This is a genomic window from Streptomyces finlayi (assembly GCF_014216315.1).
GTDB lineage: Bacteria > Actinomycetota > Actinomycetes > Streptomycetales > Streptomycetaceae > Streptomyces > Streptomyces finlayi_A.
Window position 1 is genome coordinate 34329 of record NZ_CP045702.1, and the last position, 15925, is coordinate 50253.

Genomic DNA, 15925 nt, shown 5'->3' on the forward strand with positions numbered 1-15925 from the left:
CGAAGAAGCTACCGAACAGCAGCTCCACCCACAACGAGCAGGGCGGTTCCCAGGGGAAAATATGGCGAGACCGAACGGCTCTGGCAGCGTGTGGGGAGAGTCAGCTGCTGATGCCGATCTCGATTTTCCCCACTGCTGGTCTTCGTCCCAATTGGTTCGCGGAGTGAACCAACTATCCTGCTCGACTTCAGAGTCCTCTGGTTTTGATCACCTGGAAGAGTGCAGAAGCGCCGTCGCCCGGCAGCGGGAGGTAGCCGAGTTCGTCAATCACGAGGAGGCGGGGCCGACGCCTGCCGCAGCCTGTCGGCGACGGCGGCGGCGTAGTAGGACAGGACGATCACGCACCGGTTCGCGACGTCTGATTCAGGTCGGCCGCGAAGCTTCTCGGCTTCCGCCCGGGCCTCGGCCGGTGGAGGTCGGCCGGCCTTCCGAGCTTCCACCGCCCAGCCGCACCGCCCAGACCCGCGCCCCGCAGGCGTACGTGCGCCGACGCAACCGGCGGCCTGCCCGCCGGCCGCGCGCCGGGTATGGACCGCGGCCACCGGGACCAGGGGCGTGCCGGAGTTCATGCCCGGGTTGGCCAAGCACATCGAATCCATCCTCGCCGAGCTGGACACCCGCTGGGCGGGCGGCGACCACCGGCGGGTGCAGGCAGTACGGAGATTCCTGGTAGGAAACGGCTGACCCCAGGCGCTCGCCGAAGGTCGCCTGGCCGAAGCCGGGAGGCGAGAGCCATGGTGTGCGGGGCCGACGGAACCGGGTAACGTCTTGTTCATGGTCTTCCAGACGCCGATTTACGAGTGAGAGCGTGATGGGCCACTGCTGACGTCCTTCGACGTCGCCGCGACCGTCCCCCACAATGAATCCGTAGATCACTTCACATCATTCCCGGAGAACCCGTGAGCAAGAACATCAACAACCCCGTAGGCATGGGCGGCGGCCAGCGCAAGAAGCTGTCCCGCGCCGAGCGGCAGAACAATGGGCCGCACCGCAACCTCGACCGCCAGGGTGCCGCCGACCAGAAGGCGGAGCTGGTTCGCAAAATGCGCGAGAAGGCAGGCGCATCTGAGGACGCCGGGCAGACGGGCGACGACACCGCACAGAGCTGAGGCACGGCCGCCGCAGGGTGGCAGCGCACGCGGCAGGGTCCGGACCGCGAAGCGCGGTCCGGACCCTGCCGCCGCACCGGGCGCGGCCCGCCCCTCAGGTCTCGGCCGGCACCCCGCGGCTCAGCCGACCACCCCCGGAGTAGTCGCAGATTCAGGTTCGGCGGGGCGGTTGTGATGCTCAGCAGCCGGCCCGTTCGGCTGCGCCCTTCTACGCGGCCCGGGCCCGGCGGCATCGCCTGGCGGCAGAATTCACCGCGGTCTCGGTGTGGGAGCGCGGACGGGGCGGGTGCTGGTGAACGCGGGTGAACCGGCCGAGGAGAGTCGACTTTCCTGACCGGGTCAGCGAGGTTCCCAGGGACGGAACTCGCCGAGGCCTCCGGGAGCAGTGGGACCGTCGCTTCCGTGCGGCCTTGCAATGAAGGTCACGTCAACCTCAGGTCGCACATGGTCGCGACCTGAGGTTGACGTGGGAGGACAGCGGGGCGCCCAGCATGGCTGTGTGACTGAGACACTGCCGGATCTGCAGATGTCCCTTCTGGAATCCGTCGTCGTGGTGAGTGCCGTCGCGCTCGTGACAGCCCGCCGGCTTCCCCAACGGATGCGTCGCGTGGGCACCTTGAGCGCCGGAGGGGTGGTGCTGTTGTCGAGCATGGCTGAAGCTTCCCACGCAGCGGTTCCAGCTTGGACCGCACGCTGACGTCGATTCTCAGCGCGTCGCCGACCTGCCGGGCCACCACCGGTCCGGCGGCCTGCCGCACGGCGGCGAGAATGCGCTGGTAGTCCGGCGGGGGCATGGTCTACTCCGCGTCCGGCGTGCGGTGCGGGATGAGTATCACCGCTCGTCCGCCCACTTGTCCGGGCGTCGGCGCGGCCGAGGCGCGTTCGTCGGCGAGCTGTTCGCTCATCCGCTCAAGGCCCCGTTCGGCGACGGCGAGTTCATCCCGCTCGGCTCGCACCTCCGTCAGCTGTTTGGCCAGCTGTTCCTCGAGTTCGTCCAGCTCCGCCCGCCGCGCGGTGATCCGTTCCAGCAGCTCGGGATCCACGTACCGGATCGTGGAAGGCCGCCCGGCCCCAGCAAGCAGGAATCAACGAACCGTCCGGCTCCGTCAGACGATCTACTCCTCAGACAGCACCCCCGAGCAGCGCTGTTCGCCTAGCATCGAGGCCACTACCGGCAAATGATCTCTACCGCAGGCAGCCCACGACCAGCACAAGCACCTGGAACAGTGTCACTGGGCTGGGATCGACTGGGTCAGGTTCACCGGGTTGCCGTCGGGGTCCTGAATGTGGGCGACGCGCTGTCCCCACGGCATGTCGTTGGGGGCGCTGCGGACCGAGCCGCCCAGAGCCTCCACGCGGCCGAGCGTCTCGTCGACGTCGTCGACACCGATGCTGAGCAGCATCCGCGGTGCCGCCCCGGTCCCCAGGTCCGTCTTGGCCACCAGCCCGAGGTCGGTGTCGCCGATGCGCAAGCCGCGGTAGAAGGCCGGCCCTTCCTCCGGTACCCGGAAGATCTCCTCGGCGCCGAACAGCTTCGTATAGAAGCCGAGCAGGACGTCCTGGTCGGCAGTCAGGATCACTGGCTGGATGGTGGACATGGCACTCCTATCTAGAACGGTCGTGTCGCTGGGTAGACCGTTCGTGGACGGTGAACTCATCGGCAAAGCCGCCCTGTCAGACGATCTACGCCCCAGACTGCCGCCCACGACCAGCGTGAGCCCCGAGAACTGGTCACACCAGCCCCTTGACCTGCGGTTTCAAGTTGACGGAGGCTCTCTCCAGGGCTGGGCGGAGTGCGTACCCAGAACTCGGCATGGGCAGAGGAACTGGCCAGCCACGGATATGTCGTCGCAGCCCTTGACCACCCCTACGACTCGGCCGCCGTCCTCCTCGCCGATGGCCGGACCGTCCGTACGAAGGTCACCGCCACAGGTGATGCCGACCGGGACAACGAGTTGGCGGTCAGCTGGACTGCTGTCCGTGCCGCCGACCTGAGCTTCGTTCTCACCCAGTTGGACCGTGCTGCCGGAGGTGAGATTCCGGGGCCTGTGGGCGGGCGCATGGACGCCGGCCGAGTGGCTGTTGCCGGTCACTCCCTCGGTGGAGGCGCCGCTTTGCAGGCCGCTCGTCAGGACCGCCGATTCGACGCCGCCATCAACCTGGACGGCTTTCCGTACGACCCCGACGCGGAGCGTTTCCCGCAACCGGTGCTGGCCCTGACCCAGGATGTCCGCCTCGATATCGACCCGGACTACATACCCCGCCTCACACGTGTGCTCTCGTTGAGCGGCGCGCCCAGTTACCGGCTCTCCGTCCCTGGCGCGGCACATCTCACGTTCACCGACGCGCCGCTCTACATGCCTCCGGTGGAGTCGATCATCGGATCGCGGGGCCGTACCTACGGGCCGCGCATCACCGCCGCTGTCTCACTCGCCCTCCTCGACACCACGCTGCGCCGCGAGCCGGACAACTTGGCCACCGTTCTGCCCTCCTACGGTGCTCTCAGCGTCCACTCACCGCAGGGCAGTACCGGATGGGGAAGGAGGTGCGGCCCCGCCCGCTTTCATCGGCCGGAACCGGTACCGCATGGTCGTGGGGCAGCCGGCTTCGAGCGGCGATGTACGCGGGCATCCGCGGGTCTGCCTCTGCAAGGGGAGAAAAGCGCCTCATAGGGAGTAAGTCATGGGCTCCATCCACATCGAGCTGTTCGCGACCCTCGGTCTCGTCGGGCAGGCTCCCGGCGGGCCCGACGCGGACCCGGTGGGATTCCCGTTCGGCGGCTGGCAGGCGCCCCTGCTGGACAAGGTCGCCGGGGCGCAGGCCAGTGCCGCGTACGAAGGCACGGACGCCCTCCTGCTCGGCCGGCGGGCGTACGACATCTCCGCCGCCTACTGGCCTCACCAGCATGGCGGCGAGGACAACGAGATCGCCACGCATGTTCGCCGTTGACGACATCGAGGACGCCGTTGCGCGCCTGCGCCCTCATGGCGCTGAACTCGTCGGCGAGATAGCCCGGTTCGAAGACAGCCATCTGCTCTGCTACGTCCGCGGCCCGGAAAGCATCATCGTCGGACTGGCCGAGCAACTGCGCTGAGAAGGAGAAACCGAACCATGCAGCCGAACGAGAGCTTCGAGGTCTGAACCGCCCGATCAGCCAGGAACTGCTGGCCCGCGACGTGACCCGCCGGGCCCTCGTCGCCAGGACGGAACCCCGCGCACCGTACCGATCGCCACCACCGAGCACGGGTCCCAGTCCTCCGTGACCGCGGTGGCCCGGCGCCTGGACGAGGGACGGCGCTGGAGCCCCTTCGCTGGTCAGACCTCGATGTACGCGACGACGATCACGGTCCGAAGCGCCGTAACCCAGTACACAAGCCGTACGCGCTCGACTTCGTCGGTGTACTCACGCAGCTGCGGGCCGGCGGTGTCGTCGGGGATCGGCTCGCCGATGCCGGGGTCGACGGAGATGACGACCAGCGCCCGGTCCAGGGCGTGGATCTCCGCCTCGCTGGTCAGGTTCTCCAGTTGCTTCGCGGCGGAGTCGGAGAACGCGATCCGGGCGCGGCGAGGGCCCTGCCGCAGGGCCATCAGACGATGGCTGGGCGCTGAGCGGCGAGACGGGCGAGGTGGGCCTCGCGCAGCTCCTCCCATGGGATGCACTGCTCGGGGCCGGGCAGGCCGTTGGTGGCGATGTCCTCCAGGACGGCGGCGAACCGGTCGGCGTCGGCCCGGGCCTTGGCCGCGTACGCGCGCACAGCGTCGGCGGCCGCGGGCTCCAGCTGCCGGGCGGTGGTGTCGGCGGGGGCCGGCTGTTCGCTCATAGAGGGCTCCAGAGGGCAGAACTAACGTTTCTCACACGGTATCTCCGGGACGGGCCACCGGAGGACGGTACGGGCGCATTCGGTGAGAGCGAGAACGGTGCGGTGGTGTCGATCGGTGTCGATTTCGCCGAGATCGAAGCGGTGACTCGCGCTGTGATCACGTCAACAGCCGAATCGGCCGCACAGGCCGCCGGCCGGGGTACGGATCACTTCGGCGCCCTTGGCCTTGGCGACGTTCAGCTTGAGAAGGTTCACCACCACATTGAGCACACAAGCAGGCAGGCCGCCGCCCAACCGAGGCCAGGGGAGGCCCGGGGACCGCTGTGGAACGGCGCCCGGCTTCACATACGCGGCCGTAGGCCAGATGCAAGGTTCACGGCGGCCTTCTGCTTCAGTTCTCGAGTGGCGCGGTGCGGGTGGGCGTAACTCTGCCGCCCTCCCGGCGCACGAGTTCGCGCCTCTTTCCGCCGGGCGTACCCCGGATCGGAGAAACAGCCGCACGCTCTCGCCGGATGGGATGAAGCAGGCCGGGGGAATGTTGGGCCGGCTTAAGAGGTCGGCAATTCCCCATCAGCGGTTCGGCGTTGAGAGGAACGCACGTGACAAAACATGCCACCGGAGCAAAACTGGAAAGCCTTCTTCACCAAGCGCTGAACTCCACAGGCACAGACGCGCAATGGACGGCCGACACGGACGAAATGTGGTGCCGCCTCGCGCCGCGGTCGGGAACGCGGCGCGAACAGGGCTGGAAGCTGCATCTGTCGGCAACAGCCGCCTCCGCGCCCACGGTACTCGAAAAGGCCTTGCACGTACTGTTGCGGGAGAAGTCGGCATTCAAGTTCGCCCGGTCGCTCGATCAGGTGACGCGCTCAACTCCCGTGCAACGCCCCGGGGTAACTCCGGCATGTTCATCACGGTCTACCCCAGCTCCGACGCCGACGCGGCCCGACTCGCCCAGGAGCTGCACCGGGTTACAGCGGGTCTGGCAGGCCCCCGAATCCTGTCCGACCAGCCCTATGCCGCGCACAGTCTGGTGCACTACCGCTACGACTCCTTCGTCGCACGGCGACGCCTGTCGGACAACGACCTGATGGTGTGTACGACGCGGGATGTGCCGTCGAGGACCGCGGTCTCACCAATCACGCCCTGACTCTCGCCCTGGCACCGCAGCAGCCCACGCCCAGCCACGACATCACCCACGGCACGGCGGGCAGCGGACTCGCCGCCGTCCATCTGTGGCACCGCACCGGCGACCTCCGGTTCGCCGACATGGTTGCCGCTGCCGCAGACCGGCTGACCGCCGCCGCACGGCGTGAGCCGTCCGGCATGAGCTGGGCTGTCCCCGCGGAAGCCGTTTACGAGGAGGCGGGCAAGCGCTACCTGGGCTTCGCCCACGGCACGGCCGGCATCGGCTACTTCCTCCTCGCCGCCGCGGCCGTCTCGGAACGCCAGGAGCACATGGAGGCGGCCATACAGGCCGGCGAGCACCTGGTCGCCCACGTCGTACACACCGGCGCAGCTGCTCAATGGCCGGCCCAGATCACGGACGTGCCCACGGCTCCGTACTGGTGCCACGGCGCGGCGGGCATCGGTTCCTTCCTGATCCGGCTGTGGCAGGTCACCGGCGACGACAGGTTCGGCGACCTCGCCCGCCGGGGTGCCTACGCCGTCACGGAACGCGCCTCCCGTACCGCCCTCACCCAGTGCCACGGGCTGGCGGGCAACGGTGACTTCCTCCTCGACGTGGCGGAGGCCACGGGTGATTCCACCTACCACGACATGGCCAGTGGTCTGGCACGCCTCATCCTCTCCGAGCGCGCCCACCGCCACGACCACGTCGTCTTCCCCGACGAGTACGGGGACATCTCGACCAGCTGGAGCGACGGGGCCGCCGGAATCCTGGCATTCCTCCTTCGCGTCGCCTTTCTCGGCCCCAACGGCGCCGGGAAGTCCACCACCATCGCCCTGCTCTGCGCCTTGGCCCGCCCCACGGCGGGCAGTGCCTCGGTGGCGGGCGCGGACGTGCTCACCCAGCCCCACCAGGTGCGGCGGCAGGTCGGCATGCTCTTCCAGCACAGCGCCCTGGACCCGGACCTGACGGCCGACCAGAACCTCTACATCCACGCGCGCCTCTACGGGCTGCGCCGCCGTCATGCCCGGCGGCGCGCCACCGAAGTGCTCGACCTGGTCGATCTGGCCGACCGTCGGCGCTCCCCGGTCCGCACCTTGTCGGGCGGCATGCGACGCCGCCTGGATATCGCCCGCGGGCTGCTGCACGCGCCCCGTGTGCTCTTTCTGGACGAGCCGACCACGGGGCTCGACCCCCACGCCCGGGCCCAGGTCTGGGAACACCTGCGCGACCTGCGCGACCGCCACGGCAGCACGCTCTTCGTTACCACCCACTACCTGGAGGAGGCGGAGAACTGCGACCGCCTCGCCATCATCGACCACGGTCGCCTGGTGGCGCAGGGAACACCCCTGGCTCTCAGGGCGATCGGGGACGACCGGGTGGTGCTGCACACCAGCGACGACGCGACGGCGCGTCAGGTCGTGCGCCGTATCGCGCCTTCGAACACCAGCATCGCCTCGGACACCGAGGGGATCCGCCTGCGGATGCCCGACGGCAGCGCCTGGATCCCCCGTCTGTGCTCGGCGCTGGAGAGCCACGGCATCGCCGTGCACGCCGCCTCAGCGACCGCGCCCACGCTCGACGGCGTCTTCTTCCACCACACCGGCCGCAGCATGCACGCCCCGGGGACCGGCCCGACACCGGCCGGCCAAGCGAGACCGCGGCGGAATCGGAGGGCGGCCCATGACCACACTCACCGTCCGGACCTCCCGCGATGAACGGCCGGCCCGGCTGCGGCACGAACTGCGCGCGGTCCATGCCCTGGTCCACCGCGACCTGCTGCGTCTGGCTGGTCAGCGCACCCATACCGCGCTGACGCTGGTCCACCCGGTGCTCTACCTCCTCGTGCTCGGAGGTGGGCTGGCCTCGCTGATCCCCCACGCGTCACTGGGCGTCGGATACCGGACCTTCCTTTTCCCCGGGATGCTGATGATGACGGTGCAGATGCCGGCCGTCACGGTCGGCATTCGCATGATCACCGACCGGGAGAGCGGCTATCTGCGCGAGCTTCTGATGGCCCCGGTCAGCCGCTCCACGCTGCTTCTGGGAATCTGTGTCGGCGGCACCATGGTCGCCACTGCGCAGGGCGCTCTCCTGCTCAGCCTGGCCGGCGTCGTCGGTCTGCCCTACGACCCGCCTCTTCTGCTGCTGCTCCTGGCCGGGATGATGCTGGCCTCCTTCACGATCACCGCCGTGGCTCTGGCCCTGGCCGTTGGCCTCCGTCGGGCGGAGACGTACCACGTGCTGCTCGGCCTGGTGATGATGCCGCTGCTGTTTCTCTCCGGCGCCTTCTTCCCTCTGGGGGCCATGCCGGGCTGGGCCCACGCACTGGCCCAGCTGAATCCGCTCGCCTACGGAGTGGACCTGCTCCGCCGCTGTATCACCCTGCGGATACCGGACCATACGGCCGCCGTCGGCATCGAGTGGGCCGGCTGGCAGCCACCCCTGGCCCTCGAAGCCGCCCTTCTCCTGGGCAGTGGCGCGCTGGCTCTTTTGTGGGCCGCCCATCGCTTCGGCCGCCCTGAATGACCGGCCACTCCGGTACGTGTGCCAATTCGTGGAAGGCACCTCCACGAACTGGCAGCTACTCATTCAAGAGCAGCCAAAGACGCGCTGCGCATTCAGTAATCCAATGCCGCGCGGGGGCTGTTGGGCCGTAGGTTTCCGCTGTGACTTCCACTTCCGAACCGCACATAGCCGACGTCGGCACGTCGCCCACGGCGTCCCCCCTGCGTCGCAAGCTGCTCCGCGCAGCACTCACTGGAACCGCCGTCACCGGGGGTGCGTGGGCCCTCGGTGTCCCGACCGCGTCGGCCAGGACGCACTCGTTCGACTGGCCGCGGCCTGTTACCCCTGAAGCGGCCCTGCAAGAACTGAACGCGGGCAATCGGCGCTGGCGTACCTTCCGCGAACGGCACCCTCACGAGACGCATGCTGTCCGGCGGGAAGCAGTGTCCGGGCAGCACCCGTTCGCTGTCGTTCTCGGCTGCATCGATTCCCGTGTGCCTCCGGAGCTTGTTTTCGATCAAGGGCTGGGCGATCTGATGACCGTGCGCTCCGCCGGTGAGGTCTTGGACGAGGCCGTCATGGGAAGCGTGGCGTTCGGCGTTCTCGAACTGGGCATCCCGCTGGTCATGGTGCTCGGGCACCAGTCCTGCGGCGCGGTGTCCGCGGCCGTCCACGCGGAAGAAACAGGCGAGAAACTGCCCGCCCACATCCAGTACATCGCTGACCAGATCAAGCCCGCGATCGACCGCTCCGTCGCGGGCGACGCCCGGATCGACGCGACGGTCACCTCGCAGGTGCGCCTCGTCCGGTCCCGGCTCGCAGCTGAGCCCGACCTGGCCGCGAGGATCGCTACGGGGCAGGTGGCAATCGTCGGCGCCCGGTACGAACTGTCCACCCAGTTCGTCCACCAGATCGCCTGACCACGGCGACGTGCGTTTCCCTGCCGCACCGGGCTGTCGTACCACTCGATGGTGACGGCGACGACACTCACAGCGACACACCGGGGAGGTTCGAGGTCATCGGGCACTTACCCGCCATCCCACCTCTCTGAGTGGCCCACCGGGTGCGCGAACACGCCAATCAGGAGCATGCTGAAATGTGACGTGGTTCGGCACGACGAAACGCGCCCCCCTCGGCGAGAGCGGGGCTGCACCGGCCCGGCCGAGCGGTGGCTGTGTGCCGGATGAGCTGTCCCTGGTGCTCGCGCAGGCCGTGGTGAGCGCGGTCGAGTCAGTCGGCGGATATGCGGGCGGCGTTTATCTGCGCTCCGAAACACCGGAACTGCTGCGCCTCACGGTGCTCGCGGGGCTGCCCATCCCCCTGTTCCGCCCCTGGTGGCGCATGCATGTGAACCGGCCCTTCCCGGTAGCCACGGCCTTGTCCAGTGGTGAGCCCGTCTACCTCGGGGACGCCGAGGAGGCAATGCGCCGGTTTCCGCAGCTGATGGCCGGTCTGCCGTTCCCCTTTGGCTCGCTGTACGTGCCCGTCGTCAGCGGTAACGAGAGGACCGGGGTCCTGGTCGTGCTGCGCCCCGCCACTCCCGGAGAACCGGTCACGCCGGCCGACCGCGGTAGGTTGCAGGACGTCGCCCAGCGGCTGGGAGACGAGCTGACGGCGCTGGCATCCGACGGAACACCGGTCCGATGGGAAGACGACCCGGTTCCCGTCCAACTGCCCGTGGCCAGCGCGCAACCGGTAAGGATCGGTCACTTCGACTGGGATTTCGAAAGCGGCGCCGTCACCGTGGACGAAGATCTGTGCGCGATCTTCGGTACGAGGCCCGCCGACTTCCCTGGCACCATGGACGCGCTGGCGGCGCATCTGGTGCCGGAGGACGTGTACGGACTCTGGACACTGGCCCGACAGGCGGTGAGGACCGGCACACCCGTCACCCGCAGCATGCGGCTCCAAGGCCCCGACGGCAGGTTTCACGTCGTGCAGCTCTCGGGGCGCCGGGCCCATCCGCCCGGCGAAGGCTCGGCAAGCCACTTGACCGGACACCTCGTGGATTTCGGTACCGGGCCCGTCGTCCCGGAGGCAGCGGACCGGCTGCCCCGGGGAATCTTCTCGCTCGACCGGCTGGGACGGATCACCTACGTCAACGATCCGGCGGAAACGCTCCTCGGCACCGCCCGGGCCGACCTGATCGGACGCGTCCTGTGGGAGGCCCTGCCGTGGTTCGGCCACCCCGCCTACGAGGACCACCACCGCGCGGCACTGCTCTCCGTCGAACCCGTTCACTTCCTCGCCCACCGCACCACGAAGGACTGGCTGTCCGTTTCCCTGTACCCGGGCAACAACGGGGTGACGGCCACACTCGCCGCCACGGATCAGCCCGCCTACGCCCCGGGGTCGGTCGTCACCCAGGGCGTCGGGCTCGGATCCCCGGCCGACCGGTCCTCCGCCCCGTACCGGCCGGTAGCCCTGGCCATCGCGCTGACGGAGGCAGTCACCGCCCGACAGGTGTCCGCCGTGGTCACGGAGGAGCTGCTGCCGGCCTTCGGCGGCAGACAGCTGGCGATCTACCTGCTGCACGAGCGACATCTCTACCTGGCCTGGGAGACCGGCTTCCCGAAGGGCTTCCTGGACCCCTTCGACGGTGTCGGCCTCGACGCCCGCATTCCCGGCGTGGAAACCCTCACCTCCGGCCGCCCTATCTTCTTCGAGTCCATGCAGCACCTGGGCGCCGCCTACCCAGGCATCGCCATGGAGACCGATGTCGGGGCCCGCGCCTTCCTGCCACTCATCGCCTCCGGCCGGCCCGTCGGCTCGTGCATACTCGGCTTCGATCAGCCGAGGAGCTTCAGCCCCGAGGAACGTACGGTCCTCACTGCCCTCGCCGGACTCATCGCCCAGTCCCTCCAACGCGCCCAGCGCTACGACACCGAGGCTGCCCTGGCACGTGGTCTGCAGGATGCCTTGCTGCCGAAGCGGCTGCCCCAGGTCGAATATGTCGATACCGCCGGGCGCTACCTCTCAGGCACCCAGGGCATGGACGTCGGCGGAGACTGGTACGACGTCATCGAGACCGACCGGGGCCTCGCCCTGGTCATCGGGGATGTCCAGGGACACGGCGTCGCGGCTGCCGCGACCATGGGTCAGCTACGTAGTGCGGTACGTGCTTTCGCGCTGAGCGGCCGGCATCCGCAGGAGGTGATGAGCGGCACCAACCGGCTGCTCATCGACCTGGATCCCGGTCAGTTCGCCAGCTGCTGCTACATCGTCCTCGACCCGGAGACCGGCTTCGCGCAGGCCGTACGGGCCGGTCACCCGCAACCCGTCCTCCGCCACGCCGACGGCAGGGCCGAGACCCTGGACCTCCCCGGCGGTGTCGTGCTGGGAGTGGATGCCACGGCTTCGTACCCGGTCACCGAGCTACGGCTCGAACCGGGGGCGACCCTGGCCCTGTTCACCGACGGGCTCGTCGAACAGGCGGGCGCCGACATCGACCTGGGCATCGAGCGGCTCCGCAGAACGATCGCCCAGGACAGTTCGGCTTCTTTGGCCGACACCGCGGACCACGTGATCCGGGAGGCGAGGCAAGCGGCCGACCGCCCCGACGACATCGCTCTCCTGCTCGCCTCCCGCTGGCCCATCCGCCGCGCGAGCTAGGACAAGTCCTCTTCCGGTGTCGCCGGCTCAGCCCACCGTGCGGGCCTGTCCGTAGAGGGGAATGCGGTGGGGTTGCCGCCGGTGCCGCCGGCGACGAAGCCCACTGTCACCGAGCCACCCGCTGGAAGGACGCGGGTGTAGTCGGCGGGGATCACTGTGACGTCACCGCCGGTCCGGGACGCTGTGCCTCCCCACATGGTCTGGATCACCTGTCCGCCGGCGAAGCTCCAGGCCAGGGCCCTGCTGGTTGCTGGTGAACCTGCCAAAAGACTCGCACCATGGGCTCACACCGAGCGCATCGCGGCCACGGGCACTTACCTCCCTCGGGCCGGATCCGCTCGACGTGCCTCGGGGACGGTGTCCGGGTTTGTTGCTGTTGGGTGTCGACCGTTCCACGACCCACCGCGTCTTGCCCAGGCCGGAGCCGTGTGGGATGCCGCGGCGGGCGATTCCAGGGGGATTCCACGGGCCCGGATGAGGCGGCGGTACTTGTCGTAGTCGTACCCGCGGTCGGCGAACAGTCGCCGGGGCCGTGACGTGGCCGGCCGCGGAGGCCCCGGATGTGGGGAATCGTGTGCGCCCAGACCGTGGCCACATCTCAAGCCCACACCGCTTTGACCACGGCGTGGCCTGCCGAAGCCGCCTGCCCGTAGAACTCTCGGAGGTCCCGGTGATGTTCGAGGTACTCCTGCCTGGTCCAGCCGAGGGGACTGAACCCGGCACCGACAACGTTCCACAGCTCATCGAGAGAAACTGTCGTAAGGAAGCGCGCGGCCTGTGACACGCCAGGCGCCTCCAATAGCATCAACGGAGGATTGGAGGGGTCGGCGTCAGTGCTGTGGGGCACGGGGCGGCCGCCGTAGATCGGCAGTGCCCACGGCTCGTCGGCGTCGGCATAGAGGGCATCGGCTGCGGCATACAGGTCGTTGACGGCGTCCCAGCCCTTGTTGATCGAGTGGGAGATGCCCGCTGCGTACTCGTCGATGTCGTTTTCCCAGGCCTCGGACATGAACGCAGCAAGCCAGGTGTGGTCGTCCCGGATCTCGGACTCAGCCACGGCACGGAAGTGCAGGTAGATGCTCACGACGACGAATCCCTCAGCTCAACGACCCACCTGTCAGGCCGAACGGCCAGAACCTACTTGAGGGCACTGACAGCACGTGCCGCCGACTATCGACTCGCGCGATCCGGCAGGATTTTCGAAGCAAGGGCTGCTGCAAGAACAGGTGAACTCTGCGGTTCGCACGGCATGTACTCCATCCGCGTCGGACCCGGGGAGCCAGCCTCGTCGGCGCGCGACCGTCTGAACGGGCCCTGGACGGCGCTATCCAACGCTCGACCCGTCGCTGTTCAAAGCGGAAAGGGTCGTGGAACAGGTCTTCACGGGGCCGGTTGGCACCTTGGGCGTACAAGGCATGCCTACACCTGAGCAGATCTGGGCGGACGCCGATCTCCCCGCCCGTCGGCTCACCGGACTGACTCTCTCAACCCGCCGGTGCCGCAAAGCATCCTCCTGCGGCTGCTCTCTGACGCTTGGCTTGCCGCACGGATGGTGCTGTGCCGGGACCGGATCCTGCCCGACACCGTCGTCGACGCGGTGATCGAGCACCCCGGCACCGAGCGCCGCACGCTCATGGCGGACCCCCACCCCGACGTCCGGCTGGCCGTGTCCCTCCACCCCGCACTGAGCGAGGAGGAACGGGACCAGATCGACTACCAGGCCCTCCTGGGCCATCCCTTCGTCTTCCGCCCTGCGCCCGAGATGCCCCGGGATGCCAATACAGTCCGCCGAAACGCACTCTCCAACCACCCGCTGCTGCGCCGGCAGGCAGCCAGGGACCATCCTGCTGCCACTGGACCTCGTCGCGTGCCTGTCCTCCGACGACGACCTCGGCGTACGCGTCATGCTGCCCAATACCATCCGGACGCCCCCGCGCAACTTCTGCTGCGCAGCTTCCTCGAGTACCGGCCCCGAGCGCGGCCACCTCACCACCCGGCCGAACTTCCCGGCCAACGGACTGGCCGCCTTCGCCGAGCACGAGGACTCCAAGGTCCGGGCCTTGTCCGCATTCGATCCCGAAACTGAGCCGACAACCGTGGAGCGGCTCACCCGGGACCCGGAGTATGCCGTGAGGGCTGCGGTGACGCGCCACCCGAATTTTCCGCAGTCCCGGCTCCACGCCGAGCCGAACAGCCGACCCTGCACAACGCTCGGCTGGGAAACCCGGCCGAGCGCCTGCATGACCTGCTTGACTGCGGCCTTCGCGCTGGCCACGGCAACCCGTACGCGGGCCCACGCCGCGCCGGTCGGCGCGCTCCTGCACGGTACCGCTGCACCCTCGATGACGAACTCAGCACCCTTTTCGGCCCGGCACCAACCGCGCCGGACGTCCGGTCCACGCGGACGCGAACGGCGCTGGCCAAGTGCGAGCAGCCGAGGATGGCGCTGTATTGGATCCGCAACTCGCACTCCGCCCGCTTCTCGGCAGCAAGACGCCTAAAAGGCCAGGGGCGTCAGCAGGAAGCAGTGAGGCCGACCGCGCTGCGCGGCCACCGCTGACGACAGCCGCGCACCGGGACGTCGGCGAGCATACGGCGCCGACGCCGCCGGGCGTGCGGCCGTCCCGTCATCCGGAGAAGACCGCGGCGACGTCCGCCCGCAGCGCCGGCAGCTCGCTGTACAGCGTGGCGCCGGGGCACTCCGTGGCAAGCCAGTCGCGGTGGCCGCTGATCATGGGAACGTTCCTCTTGACCCCGTTGACCGGGTTGACGAAGGTGACGTCGGCCTGCGGGTCGAAGTCGTGCACCGCGGACAGCGCCGCCAGAAGCAGGGTGAGCGAGTTACGGGCCGCCGCGGCGGTGGACTGGTCGATGAAGGTGCCGAGCAGGGCGATGCCAAGGTTGCCCGAGTTGTACCCGGCCGCGTGGAAGGCGGTCACCATCTTCCCGGTGGTGTCGTGGGCCGGGAGGCCGTCCGCGCCCGAGTACCGGCCCTCGTAGATCCGCCCGGCCTCGTCGATGAGGAAGTGGTAGCCGATGTCGCCCCAGTCGTTCGTGATCGCGTGCTGGTGGTAGTACGCACGGATCGTGGCCGCCGGGTCCGGGTCGCCGTTGACTCCAGCCGTGTGATGGACGGTCAGGGTTTGCGCCGGGTAGTAGGTCTGCGGCGAGTTCTCGCTGCCGTCCGCCTTGAAACGCAGCGACTCGTCGGCTCCCCAGCCGGCGCGCGTGACGTACTCGACGCCCCCGATGCGGCGGGTCGCGGGGGCGCTGGAGGCCGCGACCGTAGGACCGTTCACCGTGTCGAGGGCGGTCGCGCGCAGGTCGCCCGCTCCATCCGGCACGCGGAGCTCGTACCCGGCGGCACCGCCGGCCGGCACCAGCACGCCGACGCGCGTGGCGGGGTCACCGTCGGCACCGCCCGCGCACATCGGCTGCAGCGCGGTCCACTCACCGCGGCTGCCGTCCTGTCCGAGCAGCCGGATGCCCGCCCCGCGCCGGGGGCCGTTCCAGGAGACTCCGACGTACTCGATGGGGAAGTCCGCCGTCCGGCCACGCTGCTGACGGGCGTGACGAGGGTCCGGGGCACCCGGGCGGCCGGCGCGGCCGCAACAGGTGTGGCGGTGGCGAGGCTCGCCGCGACGGCGACTCCGGCCGCCTGGAGGACGGTTCGCCGCTTCACGTATGGCTGGTGACGCAAGGTCAGTCCCTTCATAAGAGGATGAGCATCATAGGCATGACACCTC

15 protein-coding genes and 5 pseudogenes are annotated in these 15925 nt (G+C 69.0%); 11 read left to right on the forward strand and 9 right to left on the reverse strand.

Features of this window, described 5'->3' with window-relative positions:
• Window positions 1–187: 187 nt before the first annotated feature.
• A complete protein-coding gene (locus tag F0344_RS36650) occupies window positions 188–271 on the reverse strand; it encodes a hypothetical protein (protein WP_219732161.1) in 84 nt (27 codons plus the stop codon).
• A gap of 284 nt (window positions 272–555) precedes the next feature.
• Between F0344_RS36650 and F0344_RS35250 the strand changes: the two genes are divergently transcribed.
• On the forward strand, window positions 556–684 hold the full coding sequence (locus F0344_RS35250; RefSeq protein WP_258049539.1) for a hypothetical protein: 129 nt from the start codon (window positions 556–558) through the stop codon (window positions 682–684).
• Window positions 685–899: 215 nt separating this feature from the next.
• The gene (locus tag F0344_RS00205) at window positions 900–1109 is read left to right on the forward strand and encodes a DUF6243 family protein (protein WP_219732092.1); all 210 of its coding nucleotides are present in this window, start codon (window positions 900–902) and stop codon (window positions 1107–1109) included.
• A gap of 797 nt (window positions 1110–1906) precedes the next feature.
• Here the strand turns inward: F0344_RS00205 and F0344_RS00210 are convergent.
• Entirely contained in the window at window positions 1907–2152 is a 246-nt protein-coding gene (locus F0344_RS00210; RefSeq protein WP_185296837.1) for a hypothetical protein, read from the reverse strand.
• A gap of 186 nt (window positions 2153–2338) precedes the next feature.
• Window positions 2339–2707: a VOC family protein gene (locus F0344_RS00215; protein WP_185296838.1), complete on the reverse strand. Its 369-nt coding sequence runs from the start codon at window positions 2705–2707 to the stop codon at window positions 2339–2341.
• A gap of 186 nt (window positions 2708–2893) precedes the next feature.
• Here F0344_RS00215 and F0344_RS00220 point away from each other — a divergent pair, with 186 nt between their 5' ends.
• From F0344_RS00220 to F0344_RS00230, 3 genes and pseudogenes are all read left to right on the forward strand, one after another.
• The gene (locus tag F0344_RS00220; protein ID WP_445585680.1) at window positions 2894–3781 is read left to right on the forward strand and encodes an alpha/beta hydrolase family protein; all 888 of its coding nucleotides are present in this window, start codon (window positions 2894–2896) and stop codon (window positions 3779–3781) included.
• Window positions 3782–3791: 10 nt separating this feature from the next.
• A complete protein-coding gene (locus F0344_RS00225; protein ID WP_258049541.1) occupies window positions 3792–4058 on the forward strand; it encodes a hypothetical protein in 267 nt (88 codons plus the stop codon).
• Window positions 4045–4203, forward strand: a pseudogene (locus F0344_RS00230) (VOC family protein); the annotation flags it as partial. The gene F0344_RS00225 and the pseudogene F0344_RS00230, both read left to right, overlap by 14 nt.
• Before the next feature lie 221 nt (window positions 4204–4424).
• On the opposite strand, the gene F0344_RS00235 reads toward F0344_RS00230, so the two are convergent.
• Complete coding sequence (locus tag F0344_RS00235) at window positions 4425–4697, reverse strand: hypothetical protein (protein ID WP_185296839.1); 273 nt, start codon at window positions 4695–4697, stop codon at window positions 4425–4427.
• Window positions 4697–4930 carry a hypothetical protein gene (locus tag F0344_RS00240; protein ID WP_185296840.1) on the reverse strand — a complete coding sequence of 78 codons (234 nt, stop codon included), beginning with the start codon at window positions 4928–4930 and terminating at the stop codon, window positions 4697–4699. Before F0344_RS00240 ends, F0344_RS00235 begins: the two co-directional genes overlap by 1 nt.
• A gap of 698 nt (window positions 4931–5628) precedes the next feature.
• Here F0344_RS00240 and F0344_RS37020 point away from each other — a divergent pair.
• The 6 genes and pseudogenes from F0344_RS37020 to F0344_RS00265 all read left to right on the forward strand — a co-directional run bounded on the left by F0344_RS37020 (window position 5629) and on the right by F0344_RS00265 (window position 12179).
• Window positions 5629–6080: pseudogene (locus F0344_RS37020) on the forward strand (class III lanthionine synthetase LanKC N-terminal domain-containing protein).
• Window positions 6026–6790 (forward strand): annotated as a pseudogene (locus F0344_RS36660) (lanthionine synthetase LanC family protein); the annotation flags it as partial. The pseudogenes F0344_RS37020 and F0344_RS36660, both read left to right, overlap by 55 nt.
• Before the next feature lie 60 nt (window positions 6791–6850).
• Window positions 6851–7777 (forward strand): annotated as a pseudogene (locus F0344_RS00250) (ATP-binding cassette domain-containing protein); the annotation flags it as partial.
• Window positions 7743–8588, forward strand: coding sequence for an ABC transporter permease (locus F0344_RS00255; RefSeq protein ID WP_185296842.1), 846 nt, complete (start codon window positions 7743–7745; stop codon window positions 8586–8588). The pseudogene F0344_RS00250 and the gene F0344_RS00255, both read left to right, overlap by 35 nt.
• A 140-nt stretch (window positions 8589–8728) precedes the next feature.
• Window positions 8729–9487, forward strand: a complete 759-nt coding sequence (locus tag F0344_RS00260) for a carbonic anhydrase (RefSeq protein ID WP_374940042.1) — start codon at window positions 8729–8731, stop codon at window positions 9485–9487.
• 178 nt (window positions 9488–9665) lie between these two features.
• The gene (locus F0344_RS00265) at window positions 9666–12179 is read left to right on the forward strand and encodes a SpoIIE family protein phosphatase (RefSeq protein WP_374940043.1); all 2514 of its coding nucleotides are present in this window, start codon (window positions 9666–9668) and stop codon (window positions 12177–12179) included.
• Here F0344_RS00265 and F0344_RS00270 read toward each other — a convergent pair.
• From F0344_RS00270 to F0344_RS00285, 4 genes and pseudogenes are all read right to left on the reverse strand, one after another.
• Complete coding sequence (locus F0344_RS00270; protein ID WP_185296843.1) at window positions 12176–12445, reverse strand: cellulose binding domain-containing protein; 270 nt, start codon at window positions 12443–12445, stop codon at window positions 12176–12178. The genes F0344_RS00265 and F0344_RS00270 overlap by 4 nt on opposite strands.
• A gap of 118 nt (window positions 12446–12563) precedes the next feature.
• Window positions 12564–12750: pseudogene (locus tag F0344_RS00275) on the reverse strand (IS5/IS1182 family transposase); the annotation flags it as partial.
• Window positions 12751–12777: 27 nt separating this feature from the next.
• On the reverse strand, window positions 12778–13263 hold the full coding sequence (locus F0344_RS00280) for a DUF1877 family protein (protein ID WP_185296844.1): 486 nt from the start codon (window positions 13261–13263) through the stop codon (window positions 12778–12780).
• A 1543-nt stretch (window positions 13264–14806) separates the two neighbouring features.
• Window positions 14807–15610 (reverse strand): N-acetylmuramoyl-L-alanine amidase, encoded by an 804-nt coding sequence (locus F0344_RS00285; RefSeq protein ID WP_258049543.1) that lies wholly within the window; start codon window positions 15608–15610, stop codon window positions 14807–14809.
• Between the last annotated feature and the right edge of the window lie 315 nt (window positions 15611–15925).

Bases quoted from the DNA above. Each gene is read 5' to 3' on its own strand.
- F0344_RS00215 (WP_185296838.1), bottom strand. From the start codon at position 2,707: ATGTCCACCATCCAGCCAGTGATCCTGACTGCCGACCAGGACGTCCTG.
- F0344_RS00225 (WP_258049541.1), top strand. From the start codon at position 3,792: ATGGGCTCCATCCACATCGAGCTGTTCGCGACCCTCGGTCTCGTCGGG.
- F0344_RS00235 (WP_185296839.1), bottom strand. From the start codon at position 4,697: ATGGCCCTGCGGCAGGGCCCTCGCCGCGCCCGGATCGCGTTCTCCGAC.
- F0344_RS00240 (WP_185296840.1), bottom strand. From the start codon at position 4,930: ATGAGCGAACAGCCGGCCCCCGCCGACACCACCGCCCGGCAGCTGGAG.
- F0344_RS00255 (WP_185296842.1), top strand. From the start codon at position 7,743: ATGACCACACTCACCGTCCGGACCTCCCGCGATGAACGGCCGGCCCGG.
- F0344_RS00285 (WP_258049543.1), bottom strand. From the start codon at position 15,610: ATGTGCGCGGGCGGTGCCGACGGTGACCCCGCCACGCGCGTCGGCGTG.